The sequence below is a fragment of the Azospirillum mesophilum genome, from assembly GCF_053470405.2.
Map to the genome: position 1 here is coordinate 25,418 of NZ_JBPXMQ020000011.1, position 24,058 is coordinate 49,475.

General features: G+C 68.3%; 24 protein-coding genes. 20 read left to right on the forward strand and 4 right to left on the reverse strand.

Annotation, left to right across the window (positions count from 1 at the left end; all coding sequences use genetic code 11):
• Positions 1-18: 18 nt before the first annotated feature.
• From ACSVC7_RS12765 to ACSVC7_RS12795, 7 genes are read left to right on the forward strand one after another with little or no spacing between them, the layout of a single operon-like run.
• A complete protein-coding gene (locus tag ACSVC7_RS12765) occupies positions 19-1,548 on the forward strand; it encodes a tetratricopeptide repeat protein (protein ID WP_448204816.1) in 1,530 nt (509 codons plus the stop codon).
• 26 nt (positions 1,549-1,574) lie between these two features.
• Positions 1,575-2,174: a hypothetical protein gene (locus ACSVC7_RS12770; protein WP_448204815.1), complete on the forward strand. Its 600-nt coding sequence runs from the start codon at positions 1,575-1,577 to the stop codon at positions 2,172-2,174.
• Between the two features lie 32 nt (positions 2,175-2,206).
• Positions 2,207-3,592: a GAF domain-containing protein gene (locus ACSVC7_RS12775; RefSeq protein WP_448204814.1), complete on the forward strand. Its 1,386-nt coding sequence runs from the start codon at positions 2,207-2,209 to the stop codon at positions 3,590-3,592.
• On the forward strand, positions 3,589-4,704 hold the full coding sequence (locus tag ACSVC7_RS12780; protein WP_448204813.1) for a tetratricopeptide repeat protein: 1,116 nt from the start codon (positions 3,589-3,591) through the stop codon (positions 4,702-4,704). Before ACSVC7_RS12775 ends, ACSVC7_RS12780 begins: the two co-directional genes overlap by 4 nt.
• A gap of 8 nt (positions 4,705-4,712) precedes the next feature.
• The gene (pelF, locus tag ACSVC7_RS12785) at positions 4,713-6,254 is read left to right on the forward strand and encodes a GT4 family glycosyltransferase PelF (RefSeq protein WP_448204812.1); all 1,542 of its coding nucleotides are present in this window, start codon (positions 4,713-4,715) and stop codon (positions 6,252-6,254) included.
• Between the two features lies 1 nt (position 6,255).
• Positions 6,256-7,635: an exopolysaccharide Pel transporter PelG gene (pelG, locus tag ACSVC7_RS12790; RefSeq protein WP_448204811.1), complete on the forward strand. Its 1,380-nt coding sequence runs from the start codon at positions 6,256-6,258 to the stop codon at positions 7,633-7,635.
• A 4-nt stretch (positions 7,636-7,639) separates the two neighbouring features.
• Positions 7,640-8,092 carry a DUF8265 family protein gene (locus tag ACSVC7_RS12795; protein ID WP_448204810.1) on the forward strand — a complete coding sequence of 151 codons (453 nt, stop codon included), beginning with the start codon at positions 7,640-7,642 and terminating at the stop codon, positions 8,090-8,092.
• 48 nt (positions 8,093-8,140) lie between these two features.
• Here ACSVC7_RS12795 and ACSVC7_RS12800 read toward each other — a convergent pair whose 3' ends face one another.
• From ACSVC7_RS12800 to ACSVC7_RS12815, 4 genes are all read right to left on the reverse strand, one after another.
• Entirely contained in the window at positions 8,141-8,986 is an 846-nt protein-coding gene (locus ACSVC7_RS12800; RefSeq protein WP_448204809.1) for a hypothetical protein, read from the reverse strand.
• Between the two features lie 143 nt (positions 8,987-9,129).
• Complete coding sequence (locus tag ACSVC7_RS12805) at positions 9,130-10,326, reverse strand: E22 family MetX-like putative esterase (protein WP_448204808.1); 1,197 nt, start codon at positions 10,324-10,326, stop codon at positions 9,130-9,132.
• A gap of 119 nt (positions 10,327-10,445) precedes the next feature.
• A complete protein-coding gene (locus ACSVC7_RS12810; RefSeq protein WP_448204807.1) occupies positions 10,446-10,766 on the reverse strand; it encodes a heavy metal-binding domain-containing protein in 321 nt (106 codons plus the stop codon).
• 92 nt (positions 10,767-10,858) lie between these two features.
• The gene (locus tag ACSVC7_RS12815) at positions 10,859-11,161 is read right to left on the reverse strand and encodes a DUF2798 domain-containing protein (protein ID WP_448204806.1); all 303 of its coding nucleotides are present in this window, start codon (positions 11,159-11,161) and stop codon (positions 10,859-10,861) included.
• 120 nt (positions 11,162-11,281) lie between these two features.
• Between ACSVC7_RS12815 and ACSVC7_RS12820 the strand changes: the two genes are divergently transcribed.
• The 13 genes from ACSVC7_RS12820 to hflX all read left to right on the forward strand — a co-directional run bounded on the left by ACSVC7_RS12820 (position 11,282) and on the right by hflX (position 23,954).
• On the forward strand, positions 11,282-12,166 hold the full coding sequence (locus tag ACSVC7_RS12820) for a LysR family transcriptional regulator (protein WP_448204805.1): 885 nt from the start codon (positions 11,282-11,284) through the stop codon (positions 12,164-12,166).
• Between the two features lie 289 nt (positions 12,167-12,455).
• A complete protein-coding gene (locus tag ACSVC7_RS12825; protein ID WP_448204804.1) occupies positions 12,456-13,091 on the forward strand; it encodes a LexA family transcriptional regulator in 636 nt (211 codons plus the stop codon).
• A gap of 339 nt (positions 13,092-13,430) precedes the next feature.
• Positions 13,431-14,378: a YqaJ viral recombinase family protein gene (locus ACSVC7_RS12830; RefSeq protein ID WP_448204803.1), complete on the forward strand. Its 948-nt coding sequence runs from the start codon at positions 13,431-13,433 to the stop codon at positions 14,376-14,378.
• Between the two features lie 15 nt (positions 14,379-14,393).
• Positions 14,394-15,236: a hypothetical protein gene (locus tag ACSVC7_RS12835; protein WP_448204802.1), complete on the forward strand. Its 843-nt coding sequence runs from the start codon at positions 14,394-14,396 to the stop codon at positions 15,234-15,236.
• A 28-nt stretch (positions 15,237-15,264) separates the two neighbouring features.
• Positions 15,265-15,570: a hypothetical protein gene (locus ACSVC7_RS12840; RefSeq protein WP_448204801.1), complete on the forward strand. Its 306-nt coding sequence runs from the start codon at positions 15,265-15,267 to the stop codon at positions 15,568-15,570.
• Between the two features lie 41 nt (positions 15,571-15,611).
• Positions 15,612-15,950, forward strand: a complete 339-nt coding sequence (locus ACSVC7_RS12845; RefSeq protein WP_448204800.1) for a hypothetical protein — start codon at positions 15,612-15,614, stop codon at positions 15,948-15,950.
• Positions 15,951-16,116: 166 nt separating this feature from the next.
• Entirely contained in the window at positions 16,117-16,758 is a 642-nt protein-coding gene (locus tag ACSVC7_RS12850) for a LysE family translocator (RefSeq protein ID WP_448204799.1), read from the forward strand.
• A gap of 164 nt (positions 16,759-16,922) precedes the next feature.
• Entirely contained in the window at positions 16,923-19,232 is a 2,310-nt protein-coding gene (locus tag ACSVC7_RS12855; protein ID WP_448204798.1) for a sensor histidine kinase NtrY-like, read from the forward strand.
• A complete protein-coding gene (ntrX, locus tag ACSVC7_RS12860; protein WP_448204797.1) occupies positions 19,222-20,622 on the forward strand; it encodes a nitrogen assimilation response regulator NtrX in 1,401 nt (466 codons plus the stop codon). The genes ACSVC7_RS12855 and ntrX overlap by 11 nt, the downstream gene beginning before the upstream one ends.
• A gap of 105 nt (positions 20,623-20,727) precedes the next feature.
• Positions 20,728-21,588 carry a D-amino-acid transaminase gene (locus ACSVC7_RS12865; RefSeq protein ID WP_448204796.1) on the forward strand — a complete coding sequence of 287 codons (861 nt, stop codon included), beginning with the start codon at positions 20,728-20,730 and terminating at the stop codon, positions 21,586-21,588.
• Positions 21,585-22,298, forward strand: coding sequence for an HAD family hydrolase (locus tag ACSVC7_RS12870; protein ID WP_448204795.1), 714 nt, complete (start codon positions 21,585-21,587; stop codon positions 22,296-22,298). The genes ACSVC7_RS12865 and ACSVC7_RS12870 overlap by 4 nt, the downstream gene beginning before the upstream one ends.
• A gap of 95 nt (positions 22,299-22,393) precedes the next feature.
• Positions 22,394-22,642: an RNA chaperone Hfq gene (gene hfq / locus ACSVC7_RS12875; protein WP_012974114.1), complete on the forward strand. Its 249-nt coding sequence runs from the start codon at positions 22,394-22,396 to the stop codon at positions 22,640-22,642.
• Positions 22,643-22,694: 52 nt separating this feature from the next.
• Complete coding sequence (gene hflX, locus ACSVC7_RS12880) at positions 22,695-23,954, forward strand: GTPase HflX (protein ID WP_448204839.1); 1,260 nt, start codon at positions 22,695-22,697, stop codon at positions 23,952-23,954.
• Positions 23,955-24,058 lie beyond the last annotated feature (104 nt).

Sequence of the window (24,058 nt, forward strand, 5' to 3'; positions counted from 1 at the left end):
GGATTTTGGGCGCTTGCGATGCTGGCGTTCCTGTCCGTCGCTGTCCCCATTCACGCCCAACCGGCCGACGCCGTCCGCGTCGAGGCGACGCGTGGGGAGAAGGGGGCGCGGCTTTCGCTCCGCTGGCCGGGGTCGGTGACGGTGGAGCACAGCCTGGACGGCCGGGAACTGTCGCTGCGCGCCTCCCGCCCGCTGGGCGAGGCGCCGCTGGAGGGTATCCCGGATCGGCTCCAGGGCTGGGTGGACAACGTCCTCTACGGCTACGACAGCGTGCTGCTGGTGCTGGCGCCGGGGGTGACCGCCGAGATCACGGACGAACCGTCCGGCTTGCGAATCGACCTCGCGCAGGAGCGGCGCACCACCCGGCGCACCGCGGAGGACATGGCGGCGGAGCAGGCCGCCCAGCGCCGCATCGACTATTTCCGCGCCGTAACCCTGATGGAGCAGGGCGACGTGCGCGAGGCCCGCAGCCTGCTGGTGGATCTGCTGCGCGCCAACCCGAACGACGCCCAGTCCACCGCCCTGCTGGCCCAGGCGGAGGAGCGTATCGGCCGCTGGCGGGAAGCGGTGCGGCTTTACGACCGCGCGCTGGAGCTGACGCCGGACGAGCCCTCCCTCGTCGTTGGCAAGGCGAACCTGCTGCGCGAGCATGGCGAGCAGGCGCGCTTCGACTGGGACCTGTTCCAGGTGCAGAACGCCGACGTGCAGCGCATCGGCCGGTTGACCGGCAACCTGGAGGTGGGCGGCAACACCAGCTTCCTCTACGCGCTGGAGCACCGCGCGGTGGACGTGGATCAGGCGGTGCGCGCCGACGGACGGGTGGAGCCCTTCCACGGCAACCGGCAGCGCGCCGAACTGGCGCTCCAGCATGACTGGCCGGAGCTTCAGCGCTCGCGCTTCGCCCTGTTCGCCGCACCCAGGACCGTCGGCGCCGGCTACGTCCATGCCTGGCGCGACGAGGAGTCGGAGACGCGCGCCGGGCTGCTGTGGAGCGAACCCAACTTCACCTTCATCGAAGGCATCGTTGGCGCGGGCCGGCGCGACCGCGCCTATCTCCAGCATCAGGAGCAGCTGACGGAGCGCTGGAGTTTCGAACTCGGCGCCGGGGTGAACCGCTACGGGCTGGCCGGCGATTCGGATCTGGCGCGCTCGGCGACGGTGGAAGGGGCGATCCGCTATGTGCTGAACCGGGAAGGGCCGGTCACCAGCGTCGCTTATCTGCTGGACGCCGAATATGTGTCGCGGCGGGAGGAACGCTTCAACGAGGCCGGCGCGATCTACCACCCGCTGCCGGTGCAGACCCGCGAGGTGCACGCGCTGCAACTCAGCGTAGACGACGCGCTGACCGATTATTGGCGCTACAGCATCCAGGGCGGTTACGCCTACGATCGGCGCAGCAAGGGCGGGCCGCAGGGTGCCGTCTCGCTTGCCTATGAGCCTCTGGAGAATCTGGAACTCGGCCTCCGGGCCAGCTACACGCGCTCGACCGCGCGCGGCAACGGTGCCGCAGCGACGGCGGCGGGCGGCTATGTGACCTTTCGGTACTGATGGAATTCGGGCAGGGGAGACGTGACGTGACGGACAAGAGGACTTGGTTCGCGGCGGGCTTGCGGTTGCTGGCGGTGGCGGCCCTGGCGGTCGCGGTATCGGCGTGCAGCATCGGCCAAGGCACCAGCCGCAACTTCCCGGGCGACCAGGCCGGCGTTCTGCCGAGCGGCGCCACGGTCGCCGTCCTGCCCTTCGAGAACCTGACCACCCACCAGAACGCCGGCATGATCGCGTCGGAACTGGTGTCGACCGAACTCTACCGCCTCAACCGGGTCCGCGTCGTCGAGGCGAGCCGGGTGCGCAACCGGCTGATCGCCGCCAAGGTGGACGTGGAGAAGCTGACCGAAAGCACCTACGCCCAGGAGGTCGGGCGGACGCTGGGTGTCGATGCGGTTCTGATCGGCAGCGTCACCGAATACGGCTACCAGCACGGTCTGCGCGAGGAGCCGGTGGTCGGCATCAACGCCCGTCTGGTGCGGGCGGCGGACGGCGCCGTGCTGTGGGCCTCCAGCCAGTCGCAGGTCGGACGGGGCTATTTCGCCCGCGACAGCGTGAACAACCTCGCCCAGCGCGTCGTCGTGCGCATGCTCGACGGCCTGCGCGCGGCGATGGCGGTCGGAACCTGAGCGAACGGCGAACCACCGCGGAGACCGGCGGCATGAGCGCGTCCACCCTCGATCCGGAAAGCCCGGCGTCCCCCCCGGCGGCCCCGCCCGCCGGGCCGCGGCGCTTCCTCGGCATGCGCCGCGTGGCGCTGGTGGAACTGGCGCTGTTCTTCGTGCTGGCGGTGGGGCTGGACTGGCTGATCGGGGCGGGCATCCGGTTCGACGGCGTGCAGCCGCACCCCTTCTGGATTCCGGTGCTGCTGCTGGCGATCCAGTACGGCACCAACGAGGGCGTGCTGGCGGCCGTCGTCGCCTCGCTGGCGCTGCGGCTGGGCAACCTGCCGGAACAGCTGATCACCCAGGACTTCTACCAGTATCTCTACGCGGTGAGCCGGGAGCCGATCCTGTGGCTGGTCGCGGCCGTGCTGTTCGGCGAGTTGCGCATGCGCCAGATCCGGGAACGCGACGACCTGCGCGCCAGCCTGGACCTCGCCCGCCGGGAATCGGATGCCATCACGCGCTCCTACCGGCAGCTGAAGTCAGTGAAGGAGAATCTGGAGACCCGCGTCGCCGGCCAGCTCCGCACCGTCTTCACGCTCTATCAGGCCGCCCGCGCCATCGACAAGTTGGACGAGGGCGAGGTGATGCTGGGCGTTGCCGACCTGATCCGCACGGTCATGCGGCCGGAGAAGTTCTCGCTGTTCCTGCTGAACAACGACGTGCTGGAATCGGTGACGAACGAGGGATGGGACGACGAGGACAACCACGCCCGCTGGTTCGACCATTCCTCCCAGCTGTTCGAAACCGTGGTCGGCCGCCAGCGCATCCTGTGCGTCGCCAAGCCGGAGGATGAGCGCATCCTGCAAGGCGAGGGCGTGCTGGCCGGTCCGCTGGTCAGCGACGACACCGGCGAGGTCGTCGGCATGGTGAAGATCGAAAGCCTGGGCTTCATGGACCTCAGCGTCAACACGCTGGAGAACTTCCGGATCCTGTGCGAATGGATCGGCACCGCCCTCGCCAAGGCCCGCCAGTTCCGCGAACTGAACGAGCAGCGGCTGTTCACCGGGGACGGCTCGCTCTATTCGTCCGGCTTCATAGACCGGCAGGCGGTGTTCCTGGCGCAGCTCGGCCGCCGGCTGGGGTTCGAGACCACCACCATCACCATCCGGCCGCAAGGGCTGTCGCGCCTCAGCGCCGCGCAGCGGGCGGAGGTTGCCTCGGCCATCGGCCGCGCGGTGCAGAAAAGCCTGCGCGACACCGACATGGCCTGCGACTTCGGCCAGCACGGGCTGGTGTTCGGCGTCGTCCTGCCCGGCACGCCGATGGAGCGGACCCGCATCGTCGCGGAGCGGCTGGAGGTCGCGGTGCGCAAGGCGCTGCCGCCGTCGCTCGCCGACCTGCCGATAAACCTCACCGCGCAGAAGGTGGGCGACGAATGAGCGAGCACGCCGCCCCTGCCGACGTCGTCCTTGAGGAAGCCCCCCGGCACGGAACCGGCGACCTTCTGGGGGCCGCGCTTTTGGCCTTCGTGGTGGAGATGGGCGCCGTTGCGGTCGCCCTCGGGTGGCTGCCGGTCCCCTACGCCGCGGTCTGGGCATTGGCCGGACATCTTGCCGTGGTCGCGGCGCTTGCGCTGTGGGTGCGCGGGCGGGTTCGGCGCGGGCTGGACATGCGGTTGGCGGGGCTTTTGCTCGTCACAACGCCGTTTTTGGGGGCTTTGGGGCCGGGCTGCACGCTGCTGACGACCGTTCTGCACGCGGTCTTCCATCGCTACGCCAGCGGCTTCCAGGAATGGTATCTGTCGCTGTTCCCCGAAAGCCAGATGGAGCCGGCGCAGGAGCTGTACGAGCTGATCGTGTCGGGCCGCGAAAGCTCGCATCTCGCCGCCGCGGAGTCCTTCACGGACGTGATGTCGGTCGGGTCGCCCCAGCAGAAGCAGGCGGTGATCGCGCTGGTCGCCCGGCATTTCCGCCCGGCCTTCACGCCGGCGCTGAAGGCCGGGCTGGCCGATTCCGACCCCTCCGTCCGCGTGCAGGCGGCGACCGCCACCGCGCGCGTGGAGCATGAGTTCAACGAACGCTGGCTGGCGCTCGACCACGCCGCGCAGGCCGACCCGCAGGACGTGAACGCCTGTCTGGCGCTCGCCCGGCACCTCGACGACTACGCCTTCTGCGGGCTGCTGGACACCAACCGGGAGCAGGAAATCCGCGACAAGGCGCGCGACGGCTACCGCCGCTGCCTGGAGCTGGTGCCGGACGACGACGAGGTGCGCCACGACCTGGGCCGCCTGCTGCTGCGCTGCGGCCAGGTGGAGGGGGCGGCGAGCACGCTGGAGCCTCTGGTCGAGCGGACCGCCGACCGGCGCATCCTGTTCTGGTACGCGGAATCGCTGTTCCGCCTGGGCCGCTACGGCGACCTGCGCGCCCTGTCGGTTCACCGCGCCGACCTCCTGGGGGGCGAGGAGTTGCCCGATGCATTGAAGGGCGTGCTGGCCCTGTGGCGGGAGACGGCCCCCGAGACGGACCCCGAGACGGCAGCGGTGGCCGCATGACAAGCCGCATGAAAAACGGGGCCGACAGCGCGGAGCCGGCGGACGTCTGCCTGCTGATGGAGGGATCCTACCCCTACGTTCTGGGCGGCGTGTCCACCTGGACGCACGACCTCATCAAGTCCCACAGCGATCTGACCTTCCACGTCGTGTCCCTGGTCGCCGACCGCGGGCAGCGGAAGATGGCCTACGATCTTCCGCCCAACGTGACAGGCCTGACGCACGTCTATTTGCAGGACCCGGACGCCGGCTGGCCCTGGGTGCCGGGTAAGGCGGAGCTGATGCGCCGGCTGGAGGCGCCGCTGAAGCGGCTTCAGCAGGGTGGCGGGCTGGCCGAGGTGGAGGAGGTCGTCCGCCTGCTGGCGCCCCGGCGCGGGCGGGTCGGGCGGCGCGTGCTGCTGAACTCCGAGGAAGCGTTCCGCATGGTGGTGGGGCTGTGCCGGGAGACGCTGCCCGACGCCTCCTTCCTGGAGTATTTCTGGGGCTCCCGCGCGTTGATGAGCGGGCTGTTCGCCACCATGCTGGCGCCCATGCCGCCGGCCAAGGTGTATCACGCCATTTCAACGGGTTACGCCGGTCTGTTCGCATCCCGCGCGAAGCTGGAGACCGGCCGACCGGCGCTGTTGACCGAACACGGCATCTACACCAACGAACGCCGCATCGAGATCCTGATGGCCGAATGGCTGTTCGAGGGCGCCGACACCTCGCTGGTCGTGGACAAGCAAAAGCGCGATCTGAGAGACCTTTGGCTGGACACCTTCGCAAGTTACTCGAAGGCCTGCTACGACGCCTGCGACAAGATCATTACGCTCTACGGCGGCAACCAGGAGTTTCAGAAACGCCAGGGCGCCGACCCGGACCGCTTGAAGATCGTCCCGAACGGCATTGATTACGCTGGATATTCCAAGGTTCAGCGCGATACGTCGGAGCGTCCGCCGACCATCGCCCTGATCGGCCGCGTCGTGCCCATCAAGGACGTGAAGACCTACGTCCGCGCCGCTGGCATCCTGCGCGAGGACATTCCCGACCTGAAGGCGATGATCCTGGGGCCGCTGGAGGAGGATCCCGGCTATGTCGAGGAATGCCAGACCATCGTGAAGCATCTGGGGCTGGAGAACACCGTCATCTTCGCCGGGCGCGTGAAGCTGACCGACTGGCTGGGCAAGGTGGACGCCATCGCCCTGACCAGCGTCAGCGAGGCACAGCCGCTGGTGATCCTGGAAGCCGGCGCGTCCGGCGTGCCGACCGTGGCGACCGACGTGGGCTCCTGCGCGGAGCTGATCCTCGGCCGTCCGGACGAGGACCCGCCGCTGGGGCCGGGCGGCTCCATCACGCCGCTGGCGAGTCCTCTGGAGACGGCGCGGGAACTGCGCGCCCTGCTGCTCGACAAGCCCTGGCGGGACCGTTGCGGCACCGCCATCAAGCGGCGGGTCGAGCGCTATTACGACAAGATCGAGATCGACCGCATCTACCGCGCCATCTACGACGAGCACATCGCGATGCCCACGCGTCCCACGCTGTTCGACGCGGCGCCGTCGCAGGGAGCGGCGTGACATGGCCGGCATCGGTTTCGCGCTCCGCAAGCTGGCCCGCTGCGACGACCTGCTGGGCGTTTTGCAGGGCTACGCGCATTCGGCCTTCATCACATCCGGCCCGTGGATGTTCACCATCCTGGCGCTCGCCGGGATCAACATGATCGGCCAGCATCTGGTGGATCTGGAAGAGCTGACGCTGTTCCGCGTGGTGGTGATCTACAATTTTTGCTTCTCGGTCGTGCTGACCGGGCCGCTGGTGCTGGTCGCCACGCGCTATCTGGCCGATGCCATCTATGCCAAGCAGGTGGACGCCGCCCCCGGCATGCTGCTGGCGACGTTGGGATTGGCCTACGGAATCGCGGCGCTGACGGCGGGGCCGTTCTACCTGCTGCTCAGCGAGCTGCCGGGGCCGATCATGGCGGCGGCGCTGATCAACTTCTTCCTGGTCAGCGGCATCTGGGTCGTGTCGATCTTCCTGTCGGCGCTGAAGGATTATGTGGCTGTGACCACGGCCTTCGCCCTCGGCATGCTGACGGGCATGGTGGCGACGGTGCTGCTCGGCGCGGCGGCCGGGCCGGCGGGGATGGTGTGGGGCTTCTCCGCCGGGTTGGCGCTCATCCAGTTCGGGCTGATCGCGCGCGTCTTCGCCGAGTATCCGTACCGGGTCGCCCGGCTGTTCGCATTCCTCGCTTACTTCCGCAAATACTGGGACCTCGCGCTGGTCGGCCTCGTCGCCAATCTGGCGGTCTGGGCGGACAAGTGGACCATGTGGTTCGTGCCGGAGCGCGAGGTCGTCTCCGGCGCGATGGTGATCTATTCGGCCTACGACAGCGCCATGTTCGTGGCCTACCTGACCATCGTGCCGGCCCTGACCCTGTTCACGGTGAACATCGAGACGCGCTTCTTCGAGCGGTACCAGGGCTTCTATCGCGATATCCAGGAGCACGCGACCTACGACCAGATCGCCCGGAACCACAGGCTGATCATCAGCGCCCTGCTGGAAAGCGCGCGCAACCTGATCATCCTTCAGGGGGCGGTCTGCGCCGTGACGATCTTCATGGCGCCGAGCATCGTCGGCGCGCTCGGCCTGCATTACCAGCAGATCGGCATGTTCCGCTTCGGCACGCTGGGCGCCTTCTTCCAGGTGATGTTCCTGTTCTGCACGGTGATCCTGGCCTATTTCGACCTGCGCGGACGCAACCTGTTCGTCCAGATCTTCTATCTGGTGGCCAACGCGGGCTTCACGCTGGTCTTCAGCGAGATGGGCTACGCGTGGTACGGGTACGGCTATTTCCTGTCGTCGCTGCTGGCCTTCGTGGTCGCCTATCTGCTGGTGGCCGGGGCGGTGCGGCGGCTGCCCTACATCGCCTTCGTCGCCAACAACCCGTCCGTGCGCTGATGCCATGAGGGCTCTGGCCGCAACCGCCCTGGTCCTGCTCGCGGCGCTGCCCTCCGCGGCGGCCGATCCGATGCGGGTGGAGCGCACCGAGCCGGACCATCTGCGCGCGTTGAACCGTCCCTTCATCCCGAAGGAGGTCATCCCGCCCAGGACCCGGATCAAGCGGAGCCAGATCGTCTACAAGCTGCCCAAAGGGATGGAGGGGATAGCGAAGTTCGACGCCGGGCTGTCCCACCTGTGCCAGCGCGGCGCCTTCATCCAGGAGAGCGACGGCTTCTACTGGGCGCGGACGCCGGACAAGCGCTATGGGGTGGCCTTTTCCGGCGGAGCCAACCTCGTCGATCCGCAGAACAAGCGCAAGCCGGGCACGGTCTATTTCTTCGACGGCCAGGACAGCCGGTGCGCGGTCTATGTCGGCGATCAGGCGAAGCTGAAGCCGCATTACGTCGGGCCTTGAATGACGGGGAAGCCCTCCCCCGGCGGCGGGCCGGGGGAGGGCCGATGCTCACTTCGCCGCCACCGTCTTGGCCGGCGTGACCGCGCGGCCGACGGCGAACAGGATGCCGTCGCTGTTCACATGGTCCTTGGGGCCGAACTGGAAGCTCTTGATGCTGCCGTCCGGGTTGGTGCCGAACAGGATGAGGCCGGGGCCGACGCCGCTGGTGGACACGGTGCCGTCGCTGTTGTTGGTCTCGCGCACCTTCGGATACTGGGCGTACAGCTTGCCCAGATCCGGGTTGGCCTGCTGCACGGCGGCCGGCAGCGTGCCGAAGCTGTAGTGCGTCACCGAGGACGAATCGAGCACCATCAGGAAGGCGCTGTTGGCGTCGTTGCGGACCGGCTTGCTGACCACCACCATGACGTGGCCGGTGTCGTCGGCCGGCTTGCCGCTGTAGGGGATGCCGCAGTGGCCGGGCAGGCACCAGGACAGGATGTCGCCGGGCTGCACGTCGGCCAGCCGCTTGATCGGCTTGAACGGCGCGTCGGCGGTCAGGTTGGCGAAATACTGGCGGTAGACGTTGGCGCGGGGGTAGGGCATCGCCTCCTCGCCCTTCACCTGGGACTGGTAGGCGTGCACGGCCTGATACTGGACCGGCAGCTTCTGGAGGTTGTGCGACACCCAGCCGGAGCAGTCGGCCGCCACGTTTAGCGTGTTGTCCTTGTAGGGCGCAATGACGGCGCCGGCGGCGTCCTTCTCGTGCACGTAAGTGGTCGCCCCGACCAGCCCGGCGAGTTCCCCGGTCACGCCGGCCAGATAGGTGGACGGCGTCGGGTTGCTCTGAGCCGAGGCGGGCGGGGCGGCGGTGCCGAGGAGAGCCCCGAACAGGGCTGCTTTGACGATCATCTTCATGGGGATTGCATCCAGATGCGTGCGAAAGTGCGTGGATGCGCTTATTTTAAGAAGATAATCGCGGGCGGGAACGCCCCTCTGCGCCACAAATTGTGACATGCGCGACGGGTAGGACGTCAGCCGTCCGCCCGTCGCGCAACGCCCTATTTCGCCAGGAAGGCCGCGATGGTGTCGCCGGCCTTGCCGATGTTCGCGACACCGTCCAGATGACCGAGCGTCCCGGTGATCGCCTCGGTGTATTCGACCTTGCCGCCCTGCTTCTCCAGCCGTTCCCGCACGGGCTTCAGGCCGCGCTCCGGCGGGAAGACCATGTCGTCGGCGGACGGGATCAGCAGCACCGGGGCCTTGATCTTCGCCAGCCCTTCCTCCACCGAGCCGCCGTTGCCCGTCACGAAGGTCTGGTTGGCCTTGACCAGATAGAGGAAGTGGTTGGCGTCGCTGACCGAGGCGCGCGCGGCGGCGGCCTTGTCCAGCCAGGCTTCGATGGCGTACTGGTTGCCCATGGCGGCGCGCGGGTCCTTGCCGTCCTCCGCCCACTTGCGGCCGAAGGTGGCGTCGGCCCACTTCCAATGGCGGGCGTGCAGGGTGACCAGCTTCAAGGCTTCGGTCAGGCCGGCCTTCGGCTCCGCCTTGCCGTAATAGTCGCCGCCCTGCCAGTTGGGGTCGAGCTTGATGGGCGCCGCCCACAGGTTCAGCCAGCCGATCAGGAAGGGGTCGGCCTCCGCCCCGCCGATGGCGGCGACGACGCGCTTGACCATCTCCGGATAGGACGCGCCCCACTCGAACGCCTGGAGCGAGCCCATGGAGCCGCCCATCACCGCCTGCATCGACTTGACGCCCAGGCTGTCGAGCAGCGCCTTCTGAACGTTCACAAAGTCGCGGATGGTCACGACCGGGAAGCTCATGCCATAGGGCTTGCCGGTGTCGGGGTTGATGCTCGCCGGGCCGGTGGTGACGACGGTCGGATCCTTGGCCGACAGGTTCACCAGCGTGTCGGAGCTGATGATGAAGTATTTGTCGGTGTCGAGCGGCTTGCCCGGCCCGATGATTGAATCCCAATAGCCGGGAGCGGCGTCCTCCGCCTTGTATTTGCCGGCGGCGTGGCTGGATCCGCTGAAGAAATGCGTCACGAGGATGACGTTGTCCTTGGCCTCGTTCAGCTTGCCGTAGCTCTCCCAGCCGATGCGGACGTTCTTGATCGTGCCGCCGCCCACCGTGGTGTAGGACGGCATTTCAAAGACCTTCTTCTCGACGACGGCGTCGAGCGCGAAGGCCGGCGCGGCGCACAAAAGCCCGGCGGCCATTGCAAGGCCGCCGAGGCGCTTTGCCACTAAACGCATGTCTTTCCCCTCCCGATTTGTTTCATTGGCCCGATTTGCTTTGTCGGAAAGGGAGTGTATGGGGGCGTCCGGCCCTGTCCAGTAGGGCAATGGGCCGACCGGACCAGGAAAGGTGGTGGTCAGCCCAGCCGGACGGCGGTCCCGTTGATGGAGACCATCAGCATGCCGTTCTCCTTGCCCAGCACCTCATAGTCGATGTCCACCCCGACCACAGCATCGGCGCCAAGCGCCCGTGCCGCCTCCTGAAGGTCGGCGAAGGCGGCCTCCCGCGCGTCGCGGAGCGCGTTCTGATAGCCGCCGGCCCGTCCGCCGACGACGTCGCGGATGCCGGAGAACAGGTCGCGGAACATGTTCACGCCCAGGATCGCCTCCCCAGCGACCATGCCCAGATACTGGGTGATGCGGCGGCCTTCGACGCTGTCGGTGCTGGTCACGATCATGGGACATCCTCCGGATGGTTGGGCGCCCTTCACATGGAGCCGCGGCCCGGGCGGCGCAACCTCGCCACCGGTATGGCGAAGAACTCCAGACATCACGCGCGGGGTGGGCCGGTCTCAACGACGGCCGCAATGACCCGCCGCACGACCGGGATGACGAGCAGCGCCGTCGGGAAGGCGATGGCGTAGGACAGCACCCACGCGTTGAGGATCCGGAGCAGGATCCCGTCCGTCAGCCCGAAGGCCTTCAGCGTCGCGATCGTCGAAACGACGCCGGACATCAGCAGTGTGAGGAGCAGCGGGAAAAGGAAGGCCTGGGCGCGGGCGGGAAGCTTCTTCAGGCGCCACGCGGTGACGGACGTGCGGACGTACGTGGTTCCGATTTCCTGGGTCGACATCGCTTTCTCCATCAAAGGGTGGCCATCGTGGGGTGGCCGTCAAGGGATGGCTTTGTTTACAGGCTTCCCGCTCTGTGCGAAATTCGCGAAGTTTTCCCACTGGGTGTGCAGGAATCGGGGATGTTCGATTGGGATGACCTGCGGCACTTCACGGCCTTGGCCGACGACGGCTCCCTGTCGGCGGCCGCCCGGCGCTTGAAGGTGGAGCACGCGACCGTGGCCCGCCGGATCGCGGCGCTGGAGGAGGCTATGGGGGTCAAACTCGTCGACCGCCGCCGGGGGCGCTACGTCCTCACCCCGGACGGCGAACGTGTCGCCGGCCACGCGCGGCGCATGCAGGCGGAAGCCATGGACATCGAGCGCGTGCTGCGCGCCGGACGGGACGATGCCGACATCGAGCTGTCTGTCAACGGGCCGCCGCTCACCCTCACGCAGCTGATCGCGCCACGGCTTCCCATGCTGCGGCAGTCCCACCCCAGGATTCGCCTGCGCCTGATGGGCGAGAGCCGGACCGTGTCGCTGGTGCGCGGGGAGGCCGACATCGTGCTGCGCATGTCCCGACCCACCGACACGACGCTGGTGGCGCGCCGGGTTGGCACCATGACCTACAAGCTCTACGCGTCGAGAGGCTATCTCGCCTCCCGAAGGCCGGAGGAGTTCGAGTTCATCTCCTTCGACGAAAGCCTGGACACCGCCCCGCACCATGTGTGGCTGAGGTCCATGGCGGGGGAGCGCCCTTTCGTGCTGCGCAGCAACGATCTGGGCATCCAGTGCGCGGCAGCCCAGGCGGGCGTGGGAGTGGCGGCGCTGCCGACCTTCGTCGGGGAGGCGGCGGGGTTGGAACGGGTCGACCCGGCCGACCGGCTGCACACGCGCGACATCTGGATCGCCTTCCATCGCGATCTGCGCGACAGCCCGGCGATTGCGGCGGTGGTGGCCTTCCTCGCCGACTGTGTCCGATTGGCCCGTGTTCCAGCTGATCAAGCAAGCCCCGGCGGTTCTTAAAGCGGATGTCATCCGCTTTGAACCGCGACGGCGGTCCCGGTCGCACGTGCGACCGAAGCCTGGCCTGTCGCGGGAACTTCGTTCCCGCTGGCGGCAGGCGGATGCCAGAGGCATCCGCTGAGAGCCGGCGAATGAGGCCATTTGAGCCGAAAGCGAATGTCAATTCGCTTTCGGCGATAGTGCGAATTCGCAGCGCTTGCTCGACGAAATTGTGACAGAAGCGAAGAACCCTTGCGCGTTCCGTCAACGTTCCCCTTTATCGGCCAAAGACAGGTTGGCGGGGACCGGAATGGACGACACGCGACGGGCGATCCTGCGCTGGATGACCGGGGTGATGGAGGCGCGCGGCTGGAGCGCCGGTGCCTGGGCGCGGCTGGCCGGCGTCACGCCGACCAACCTGACGCGTTTCCTGCGCGATCCCGTCATGGGCAGCGTACCGAGCGCCGAGACGCTGGGAAGGCTCGCCCGCGTGGCCGGATCGGAGCCACGTTTCCTGGACGAGCGCGCCTACCCGCCGGTGTCGCGCGTGCCGCTGCTGACGGTGGAGCAGGTGCGCGCCTTCCTCGGCCTCGGCGGGCGGGCGGGGGAGGCCTTCATCGCCGCCGCCCTGCGCGACGGCAGCCGCAGCATCGCCCTGGACCGCCCGGCCTCGCGCCGCGCCTTCGCGCTGACCATCGCGTCGAAAAGCCTGAACGCGGCCGGCGTGCTGCCGGACGACTGCGTGGTGCTGGAACCGACCGATGTGCTGCCCCCGAAGGCCGGCGACGTGGTAGTCACCGTGGGCGAGGACTCCGTCTGCGGCTACCGGTTCTTTCCGCCGCAACTGCTTCCCGTCAGCACCGATCCGGAATGCCACCCGACCCCGATCGACCGCGCCAACGTCGCCGGCGTGGCGGTGCACGTCGTGCGTTCGCTGCGGAATTGACGCGCAGTTAGCCAGTATTCGTTGAAAATAGACCCGCGGAAATATTTACGGGACGCCTCTTAAACCGGGCGTCGGCGTGTCCATTTGTGTCATTCCCGCGGGCTTGCCGCGCAGCGCTGCCGGGGCTGTGCGAAGATCTACTTACCTTCCTGAAAACATTCGATCTTTCGATCCTTACGGCCACGCCTCAGGTTCTCTTTTTGTTCTTGAATCCTGCGTGTTCGCAGCCCATATTCAGGGTCCGGCTTATGGTTAATGGCGCTGGTGCTGCGAACGCGCATCACGGGCACCACCCGAAGGCGGGCAGGGACGGCAATCGGCTTGGGGGCCGGCAGGGGAATGGCGATTTCGGACGCGCAGCGCGCCGCGCGGGCAGGGCGGATCGGGTCTTCTGACGCCACCCGCATCATGGCGGGCGACTGGCTGGCGCTGTGGCGCGAGAAGACCGGGCGCGCGGACCCCGCGAACCTGGACCTCGTCGCCGCCGTGCAGATCGGCATCGCGACCGAACACCTGCATCCCCGCTTCGTGGAGAAGGCCACCGGCGTGCGCTGCGTGCCGGCGGAGGAGACCTGGGTCCACCCCGAGCGTGACTGGATGTTGGCGCATCCCGACTTCCTGACCTGGGAAGATGGGGAGCGCGAAACCGCCCCGGACACCATCGTGGAGGCCAAGTTCACCGGCAGCTTCCAGTCCGACGCGGAACTGGCCCAGCGCTACCACTGGCAGCTTCAGCACCAGTTGACCGTGCTGGGATTGGACCGTGGGCTGTTGTCGATCCTGCGCCCGAATGGCCACGCCATCGTGCGTGTTCGCAGGGTGGAGGCCGATTGCGACCACCTGCTGGAGACGCTGAGCGCCTTCTGGTGGCACGTCGCCAACGACGTGGAGCCGACCGACCCGCTGCCCTTCGACGGGCCGGCCTACGAGACGCGCCGCGTGGTCGACATGGCCCGGCACAACCGGTTCGTGTCGCTGGCCGCGGTGCTGGTGGAGCAGCGCTCCGCCGCGCTTGCGGTGAAGGAGGCGGAGGTGGCGCTGAAGGCCCTGATGCCAGCCGACGCCCGCATCGCCTTCTTCGCGGGGGAAGAGCCGGGCCGCGGCCTGTACGTCGCCCGCGACCGTGAGGGGCGGCTGTCGCTCCGTTACGGCGCCCCGCCCCGGCGGGCGCTCGACAGCGCCGAACCGTGGACCCCCACGGATGGCGTCAATGGTGTGTCCCCTGACCCGAGCCTGGACGCTGTGCTCAGCGGCGGCTGGGGTGAGGGGAGAGACGAACGCTTCTAAGTGAAGGACCCGACCATGGGACGTATGAGCAAGACCGACACCGTCGCTGAAACCGAAAAGGCCGAGAGCAAGGCCGAGCCGAAGATCACGGCCACCAAGATGGGAGCGGCGGACATGGCGGCTGCGTCCGGCCCCGCCCCCGGCAAAGAGGCCCCGAAGCGCGACAACCTGCATCTCTGGAACACGCTGAAGCGGACGGACCCGAAGGCGACCAAGCCCTTCACCCGGTCCGGCGGCTTCCGCGGGACGCAGATCGACCCGACCTGGCGCCTGATGATGATGACCGAGGTCTTCGGTCCCGTCGGCAAGGGCTGGGGCTATGAGCAGATGGACTGGACCATCGCCGAACGCATGGTCTTCATCTGCGCCCGCGTCTGGTACATCGACCCGGAAACGGGCGAGAAGTGCTGGACCGGCCCGCAGTGGGGCGGCACCGAGATGGTCCGCCGCCGCAACGGCATCGAGGCGCCCGACGACGAGTGCTTCAAGATGTCGATGACCGACGCCGTGGGCAAATGCCTCGTGCAGCTCGGCCTCGCCGCCGACGTCCACATGGGCCAGTTCGACGACAGCAAGTACCGGGAGGAGTCGGAGGCCTTTTACGCCGCCAAGGCCAACCCGGACCTCCAGCCCGCCGCCATCGCCGCCTTCGAGGAGGAGGTGAAGAACCGGCTGGGCGCCTGCCTGGATTTGGATGACCTGGAGGAGGTCTGGCGCGCCGGCGTCGGTACCCGCCTGCGCGAGATCGGCGGCGTGGACCGCGCGGCCCAACACCGCATCACCAGCCTCTTCGCCCAGAAGAAGGCGGAGATCCTGAAGCGCGACGAGGACGGCGGCGACGATCTGGAGGCCGCCTGATCCAAGGGGAGCGAAGGAGGAGTTGCCGATGACGACGCACACCGCCGAACGCTCCCCCAGCGGCCTGTTCCGCATGAGCGCCTGGGAGGGGGAAATGGAGCGCAGCCACGCCCAGCTTCCCCGCTGGTACTGGAACGAGGCGGAGCGGCGGCGGCACTACGCCCGCTGGGTGGAGGCGGAAGCGGAAACGCTGGCCATGCGGCTGGCCGGGATGCTTCGCGCCGACACGCCCGCGGAGACCGCGGGGCCGACCCGCAAGCTGGTCGAGTCGCTGGCCCGTGACGCCGAGTGGGCTCGCCGGTTGGAAGAACGGCTGCTTCGCGAAGCGGCCTGACCGAAGGCCTGACCAAAGGCCGGACAGAAGGAATGTGACCGATGACGATCGAGGAGGTCCAGGCCCGGCTGCGCGAGGCCCACGCCCGCATCGGGCGCGAGGGCCGCTTCGCCCTCACCCTCAGCCTGAACGGGCACGAGGACTGCTACATCACCCACTGGTTCCGTCCCGAACCGCACGCGTTCGAGGACTGCAAGGCCGTGGGTTCCGGCACCATGGCGGAATGCCTCGCCGCACTCGACCGCTATGTGGCCACCTATCAGCGCAAGCCGACTCCCGAAGAGGTCGGCCGCACGCTGGGTCTGCTTCCGTCCGAGGCGCCCGCCACCAAACGCGCCAAGCCGCGCAAGGCTTCCGGCGTGATGATGGCGGCTGAGTAGCGCCCGCCGGACGGAACACCCCGACGGTCCGATCCATCCTATCGGGGCCGCCGGGCCCTCGCCCCTCGCTCCCCGCGCGAGGGGCTTTCTTTGTGGCGCTTTCCTTATGGCCGGGGAGTGGCGTGTGCGATAGGCTTCGCTCCTCAACCGATGGAGGAGCATCGCCGTGGACGCATCACTCGCCCTGCTGAGCATTCTGGGCGCCCTGACGGTCGGGGCGATGAGCCCGGGGCCGAGCTTCGTGCTGGTCGCCCGCACCTCCATCGCCGTGTCGCGGCGTGCCGGCCTTGCGGCGGCGCTCGGCATGGGGGTGGGCGGCGTGGCGTTCGCGACCCTGGCTTTGCTTGGCCTGCACACGCTGCTGACGCAGGTGGGCTGGCTGTACCTCGTCCTGAAGCTGGCCGGCGGGCTGTACCTGCTCCATCTGGCGGTGCGGATCTGGCGGGGTGCCGCGGAGCCGATCACCGTGCCCGGCGGGGCGGACGGCGAACAACAGCCCGCCGGAGTCGGCCGTTCCTTCCTCTTCGCGCTCGCGACTCAGCTCAGCAACCCGAAGACCGCCATCGTCTACGGCAGCATCTTCGCCGCCCTTCTGCCGGCCGCACCCCCGGTCTGGGTCATGCTGACCCTGCCGCCGGCCGTGTTCCTGATCGAGGCCGGCTGGTACACCATCGTCGCCATCGCGTTCTCGGCGGGGCGTCCGCGCGCCGCGTACCTGCGGTCCAAGGCCTGGATCGACCGGCTGGCCGCGTCGGTCATCGGCGCGCTCGGCGTACGTCTGGCGTTCGAGGCGGCAAGACCCGGCTGATGCGGCGCCCGTAACCCACAGCGTGCCCTTTTTGTGACACGGAGTCGCGCCGGCCAGCGTGTGCGCGGCTTTCCGGCCGCCTATCCGAAAGGCCAGGGCCTAGCGGCTTGGCAGCGCGGCAACAGATGGTGTATCTTTCCGGCAACATTTCGACTGCCGGATTCATGTCGCCAACACCTTCCGAAAACGCCACGGCCCGGTGGCAGCGCTTCCTCCGTTGGGCGGCCCGCGTCGGGCTTGCCAAGCGGCTGGCCGTCGCGCTGTCGCTGGCGGCCATGGTCGCCGGTTTCGCGACCTACACGGCCCTGACCGAAAGCGCGCCGTTCGGGGAAACGAACCCGCGCACGGTCACGCTCCTGCTGACGCTCGACCTCGCGCTGCTGCTGCTGCTCGGCGTGCTGATCGCGCGGCGCATCGTCACGATCTGGATCGGGCGGCGGCGCGGCCTCGCCGGGTCCCAGCTGCATGTGCGGCTGGTGGCGGTGTTCAGCCTGCTGGCCGTGGCCCCGGCCATCATCATGGCCGCCTTCGCCACTGTCTTCTTCTACGTCGGCGTCCAGTCCTGGTTCAGCGACCGGGTGCGCACGGCGGTGAACGAGTCCCTGGCCGTCGCCAGCGCCTATCTGCACGAGCACCAGCAGAACATCCGCGCCGACGCGCTCGCCATGGCGAACGACCTGAACCAGGAGGCGGTGCGCCTGCCCAGCGACCCGGAGCGGTTCGAGCAGGTGGTCGCCACCCAGGCGATGCTGCGCGCCCTGTCGGAAGCCATCGTCTTCAACGGCACGACCGGGGCCATCGTTGCGCGGTCCGGCTACAGCTTCGCGCTGGAGTTCGATCCGATCCCCGACGACAAGCTGCAAACGGCCCGCCGGGGTGAGGTGGCGCTGATCGTCAGCGAGAACGACGACCGCGTGCGCGCGCTGGTGCGGCTCGACCGCTTCGGCGACACGTATCTGTATGTCGGCCGCATGGTGGAGCCGCGCGTGCTCTCCCACATGGCATCGGCCGAAGGGGCGGTGAAGGAGTACGCGGCGCTGGAAAGCCAGCGCGGCAGCCTGCAGATCACCTTCACGCTGATCTTCCTGGTGGTGGCGCTGCTGCTGCTTCTGGCCGCGGTGTGGGCGGGCCTGATCTTCGCGACCCGGCTGGCGCGGCCCATCAGCGCGCTGATCGGCGCCGCGGAGCGCGTACGCGCCGGCGACCTGACCGTACGCGTCACCGAACCGCCGGGCGAGGATGAGCTCGGGCTGCTGTCGCGCGCCTTCAACCGCATGACCACCGAGATCGAAAGCCAGCGGCACGAACTGCTGTCCACCAACCGCCTGCTGGACGAGCGCAGGCGCTTCACCGAGACGGTGCTGGGCGGCGTGTCGGCGGGCGTGATCGGGCTGGACGCCGACGGCCGCATCAACCTGCCGAACTTCTCCGCCGCGCGCCTGCTGGGAGTGGACGATCCGGAGACTCTGATCGGGCTCAAGCTGGCCGAACTGTCGCCGGAGATGGGCGAGCTGCTGACCCGCGCCCCGACGCGGCCCGGCCGCGTCGTGCAGGACCAGATCCAGATCCGCCGCCCCGGCACCACGCCGCTGACCCTTCTGGTGCGAATCTCCACGGAAGGGCGCGGGGGCGGGGAGGTGCGCGGCTATGTCGTGACCTTCGACGACATCACCGAACTGGTCTCCGCCCAGCGCAAGGCCGCCTGGGCCGACGTGGCGCGGCGCATCGCGCACGAGATCAAGAACCCGCTGACCCCCATCCAGCTCTCGGCCGAACGGCTGCGCCGCAAGTACCTGAAGGAGATCACCACCGACACCGACGTCTTCACCATGTGCACGGACACCATCGTGCGGCAGGTGGACGACATCCGGCGCATGGTGGATGAGTTCTCCGCCTTCGCGCGCATGCCGCAGCCGGTGATGAAGCCCTGCAACATCAACGACCTCGTCCGGCAGGCGGTGTTCCTGCAATCGAGCGCGCACGCGGGCAAGATCAAGTTCGACATGGAGCTGCCCTCCGGCCCTCTGTCCGTCCATTGCGACAGCCGCCAGATCAGCCAGGCGCTGACCAACCTGCTGCAGAACGCCGCCGACGCCATCGAGGGGCGCCCGGCGCCCGCCGACGGGTCGGAGCCGCCGCCGGGCGCCGTGTCCATCCGCGTGGTTCCCGGCGAGGAGCAGGTCGCGGTGGTGGTCGAGGACAACGGCAAGGGCCTGCCGACCGAGGAGCGGGACCGGCTGACCGAGCCCTATGTGACGACGCGGGCGAAGGGCACGGGCCTGGGACTCGCCATCGTCAAGAAGATCATGGAAGACCACGGCGGCGTGCTGACCCTGGAAGACCGCGACGGCGGCGGGGCGCGCGTCGGCCTGATCATCCCGAACCCGATCCCGGCCGAGGGCGCCGCTCCCGGCGGAAGCGACACGCCGGCGGAGACCGGCGAAGAGAAGAGGCACGCAGCCCATGGCGCATGACATTCTGATCGTCGACGATGAATCGGACATCCGGATGCTGATTGCCGGCATCCTGAACGACGAGGGCATGAAGACCCGTGAGGCTGCCGACGCCGATCAGGCGTTCGCCCAGGTCGCCGCCCGGCGCCCGAGCCTCGTGATCCTCGACATCTGGCTTCAGGGCAGCCGGCTGGACGGCCTGCAAATCCTGGAACAGCTGATGCGCGATCACCGGAACCTTCCGGTGATCATGATCTCCGGCCACGGCAACATCGAAACCGCCGTGTCGGCGATCAAGATCGGCGCCTACGACTTCATCGAGAAGCCCTTCAAGGCCGACCGGCTGCTGCTGATGGTCGACCGCGCCATCGAGGCCGCCCGGCTGAAGCGCGAGAACGAGGAGCTGAAGCTGCGCGCCGGCGGCGAGGTGGAACTGATCGGCCGCTCCGCCGCCGTCAATCAGGTGCGGCAGAGCATCGAGAAGGTGGCCCCGACCGGCAGCCGCGTGCTGATCACCGGCCCCGCCGGATCCGGCAAGGAGGTGGTGGCGCGCCTGATCCACGCGCGCTCCCGCCGCAACGGCGGCCCCTTCGTCGGGCTGAACTGCGCCACCATGCGCCCCGACCGGCTGGAGATGGAGCTGTTCGGCACCGAAGCCGGCGTGGACGGCGCCGGGCGCAAGATCGGCACCTTCGAGCAGGCCCATTCCGGCACGCTGCTGCTGGACGAGGTGGCCGACATGCCGCTGGAGACGCAGGGCAAAATCGTCCGCGCGTTGCAGGAGCAGGTGTTCGAGCGCGTCGGCGGCGGCCATCGGGTCGAGGTGGACGTGCGCGTGATCGCCACCTCCAACCGCGACCTTCAGGCGGAGATCGAACAGGGCCGCTTCCGCCAGGACCTGTTCTACCGCTTGGCCGTCGTGCCGATCCGCGTGCCCTCGCTGGCCGAGCGGCGGGAGGACATTCCGCTGCTGGCCCGCCACTTCATGCAGCGTTCGGCGGAAGCCGCCGGCCTGCCGCCGCGCGAGTTCGGCGAGGACGCGATGGCGGCGCTCCAGGCCTACGACTGGCCGGGCAACGTGCGCCAGCTCCGCAACGTGGTGGACTGGCTGCTGATCATGGCCCAGGGCGACCCGAAGGAGCCGATCCGCGCCGACCAGCTCCCCCCGGAGATCGGCGCCATCACGCCGACCGTGCTGAAGTGGGACAAGGGCGGCGAGATCATGGGCCTACCCCTGCGCGAGGCGCGCGAGGTGTTCGAGCGCGAATACCTGCTGGCCCAGGTCACCCGCTTCGGCGGAAACATCTCCCGCACCGCGTCCTTCGTGGGCATGGAGCGCTCCGCCCTGCACCGCAAGCTGAAGTCGCTGGGCGTGCACGGCAACGAAAAGGGCAAGATGTTCATCGAGTGATGCGATGGAGCCCGGGGGAGGCCAACCCCAAGGCCTCCCTTCGTCTGGCTTGCCTTTTATTGATTGCCTGCCGTATCGTTTTGACTACGAACTAAATATCCAATCATGGCTCGATGGGCATACGTCAACGGCCGCTACCTGCCGCACGGGCAGGCAACGGTGCATGTGGAAGACCGCGGCTTTCAGTTCGCCGACAGCGTCTACGAGGTGGTCACCATCCTCGACGGGCGCTTCGCCGATCTGGACGGCCACATGGAGCGGCTTGGGCGCAGCCTGGACGAGCTGCGCATCGCCTGGCCGGCCGCCCCGCGCGTGGTGGAGCGGATCGCGCGGGAGCTGGTGCGCCGGAACGGGCTGGTGAACGGCTCCGTCTACATGCAGATCACGCGCGGCGTTGCCTCGCGCGACTTCAAGTTTCCGGCGAACACCCGTCCCACCCTGGTGATGACCACCCGGCGCGTGACCACCTTCGCCAAGCCGGAGGCGCTGGAACAGGGCGTTTCGATCATCACCGTACCGGACATCCGCTGGGGCCGCCGCGACATCAAGACGGTGGGGCTGCTCGCCCCGGTGCTCGCCAAGCAGCAGGCGGCCGAGTCGGGCGCCTACGAAGCGTGGCTGGTCGATCCGGACGGCACAGTGACGGAGGGCAGTTCCTCCAACGCCTGGATCGTGACGGGCGAGGGCGTGCTGGTGACCCGTCCGCCGTCGGCGCGGATCCTGAACGGCGTGACGCGGATGTCGCTGCTGCGGCTGGCTGCCGCGCGCGGCCTCGCCGTGGAGGAACGCCCCTTCACAGTGGAGGAGGCCTTGGCCGCCCGCGAGGCGTTCATCTCTTCGGCCGGCAGCTTCGCCCTGCCGGTCACGCGCATCGACGGCCGTCCGATCGGCACCGGCAATCCCGGCCCCGTCACCCTGGCGCTGCGCCAAGCCTATCTCGACCATGTTGCGGGGAGAGCCGCGTGACCGATCTGGCCGACATCGCGCCCATACAGCCCACGCCGTCCCGGCCGACCCTGCCGCGCGCGGTCCTGTACGACTGGGACAACACGCTGGTGGACAACTGGGGCACGGTCCGCGCCGCGCTGAACCACGCGCTCGTCTCCTTCGGGCTTCCCGCCTGGAGCGAGGCGGAGGCGCGCGAGCGCATCAAGCAGTCGATGCGCGACAGCTTCCCCCGCATCTTCGGCGAGCGCTGGACCGACGCGCGCGACCTCTTCTACGCTTATTTCGAGGCGCACCACCTGGAGCATCTGCGCCCGCTGCCCGGCGCCGAATCGCTGCTGCGCGGTTTCGCGGAGCGCGGGATCTACCAGGCGGTGGTGTCGAACAAGACCGGCCGCTTCCTGCGGGCGGAGGCCGAGGCGCTGGGCTGGACCGGCTTCTTCGGCCGACTGGTCGGCGCCCACGACGCGGAATTCGACAAGCCGCACGGCGCGCCGGTGCGCATGGCGCTGGAACCGGCGGGCATCGAGCCGGGGTCGGACGTCTGGTTTATCGGCGACGCGGACATCGATATGGAATGCGCCCATGGCGCGGGCATCGTTCCGGTGCTAATAGGGACCGGTGAGGGCAGCGGATTCGGCCGCTTCCCGCCGACCCACCGCTATGACACTTGTCATGCGCTGTGCGGCTTGGTGGGACGCGGTGGTGACACCATATCGGTTGACCAGTAGTCGAGACGGTTGCAACGCACACCAGTCCTTAACGTTGCGGGGAGCGGGCTCTCTAACAAGGAGCCCCAAAAACACTGAAGAAGGGGGCGACATAAATGTCTGAAAAAAGCCAAAACGTGCAGGACGTGTTCCTCAATCACGTCCGCAAGAACAAGACTCCCGTGACCGTCTTTCTCGTGAACGGCGTTAAACTTCAGGGGATCATCACCTGGTTCGACAACTTCTCGGTCCTGCTGCGGCGCGATGCGCATTCGCAGCTGGTCTACAAGCACGCCATTTCCACCGTGATGCCCGCGCATCCGATTCAACTTTTCGAGCCGCCGAAGGAAGGTGAAAGCGTCTGATCTTCCGACCAATGGCAACGGCCGGGCGCCCAACGCCTCCGGCCGGGCCATCGTGGTCCACCCCGTCCTCCGCACCGAGACGGACGGGGCCTTGCGCAATCCCGATTCCTGCCTGGACGAGGCGGTGGGCCTTGCCCTTGCCATCGACCTGGACGTCGTGCACGCCGAATGCGCGCGGGTCAACCGCCCGCAACCCTCGATCCTGCTCGGGTCGGGGACGGTGGAGCATTTCGCGTCGGTCGTGGAGGAGACGGAGGCCTCCCTCGTCATCGTCGACCACGCCCTGTCCCCCGTGCAGCAGCGCAACCTGGAAAGGGCGCTGAAGGCGAAGGTCATCGACCGCACCGGCCTGATCCTGGAGATCTTCGGCGCCCGCGCCCGCACGCGGGAAGGCATGCTGCAGGTCGAACTGGCGGCGCTGACCTACCAGAAGTCGCGTCTGGTCCGGTCCTGGACCCACCTGGAACGCCAGCGCGGCGGCTTCGGCTTCCTCGGCGGTCCCGGCGAATCGCAGCTTGAGATCGACCGCCGGTTGATCGGCGACCGCATCGTCAAGATCAAGAAGGAGTTGGACGAGGTCCGGCGCACCCGTGGCCTGCACCGCAAGGCGCGCGCCAAGGTGCCGTACCCGGTCGTGGCACTGGTCGGCTACACCAACGCCGGCAAGTCCACGCTGTTCAACCGGCTGGCCAACGCCGACGTGTTCGCCAAGGACCTGCTGTTCGCGACGCTGGATCCGACCATGCGGCAGGTGACCCTGCCGTCGGGCCGCAAGGTGATCCTGTCGGACACGGTGGGATTCATCTCCGACCTGCCGCACGGCCTCGTCGCCGCCTTCCGCGCCACGCTGGAGGAGGTGGACGCCGCCGACATCATCCTGCACGTCCGCGACATCGCGCACATCGACACCGACGCCCAGAAGGCCGACGTGCACGAGGTGATGCGGGACATGGGCATCGACCCGGATGAGGACGACCGCGTCGTCGAGGTGCTGAACAAGATCGACGCGCTGGACGCGGAGTCCCGCGACGCCGTCCTGGCCCAGACCCGGCGCAACCCGCGCGCCGTGGCAGTATCGGCCCTGTCGGGGGAGGGCATCGACGCACTCGACCAGCTGCTCGACCAGCGCATGAACGCGCACCGGCAAGTGGTTGATTTGTCGATCGACCTCGGCGACGGGGCGGCGCTCGCCTGGCTCTACGCCAAGGGCGAGGTGCTGGACCGCCGCGACGACGAGGCGCAGGCCCACCTGCACGTCGCCATCGATCCGGCGGATCTGGCCCGGTTCGAAAAGCGGTTCGTCCAGGGTTGACGGCGACCAACCGTTGGGGCATGGCAAGGCGCGGTCTGGGATCATCCGAATGGGTGACGATAGGCCGCGCCTGATTGCAGACCTGTAATAGAGCGCAAGTAGAG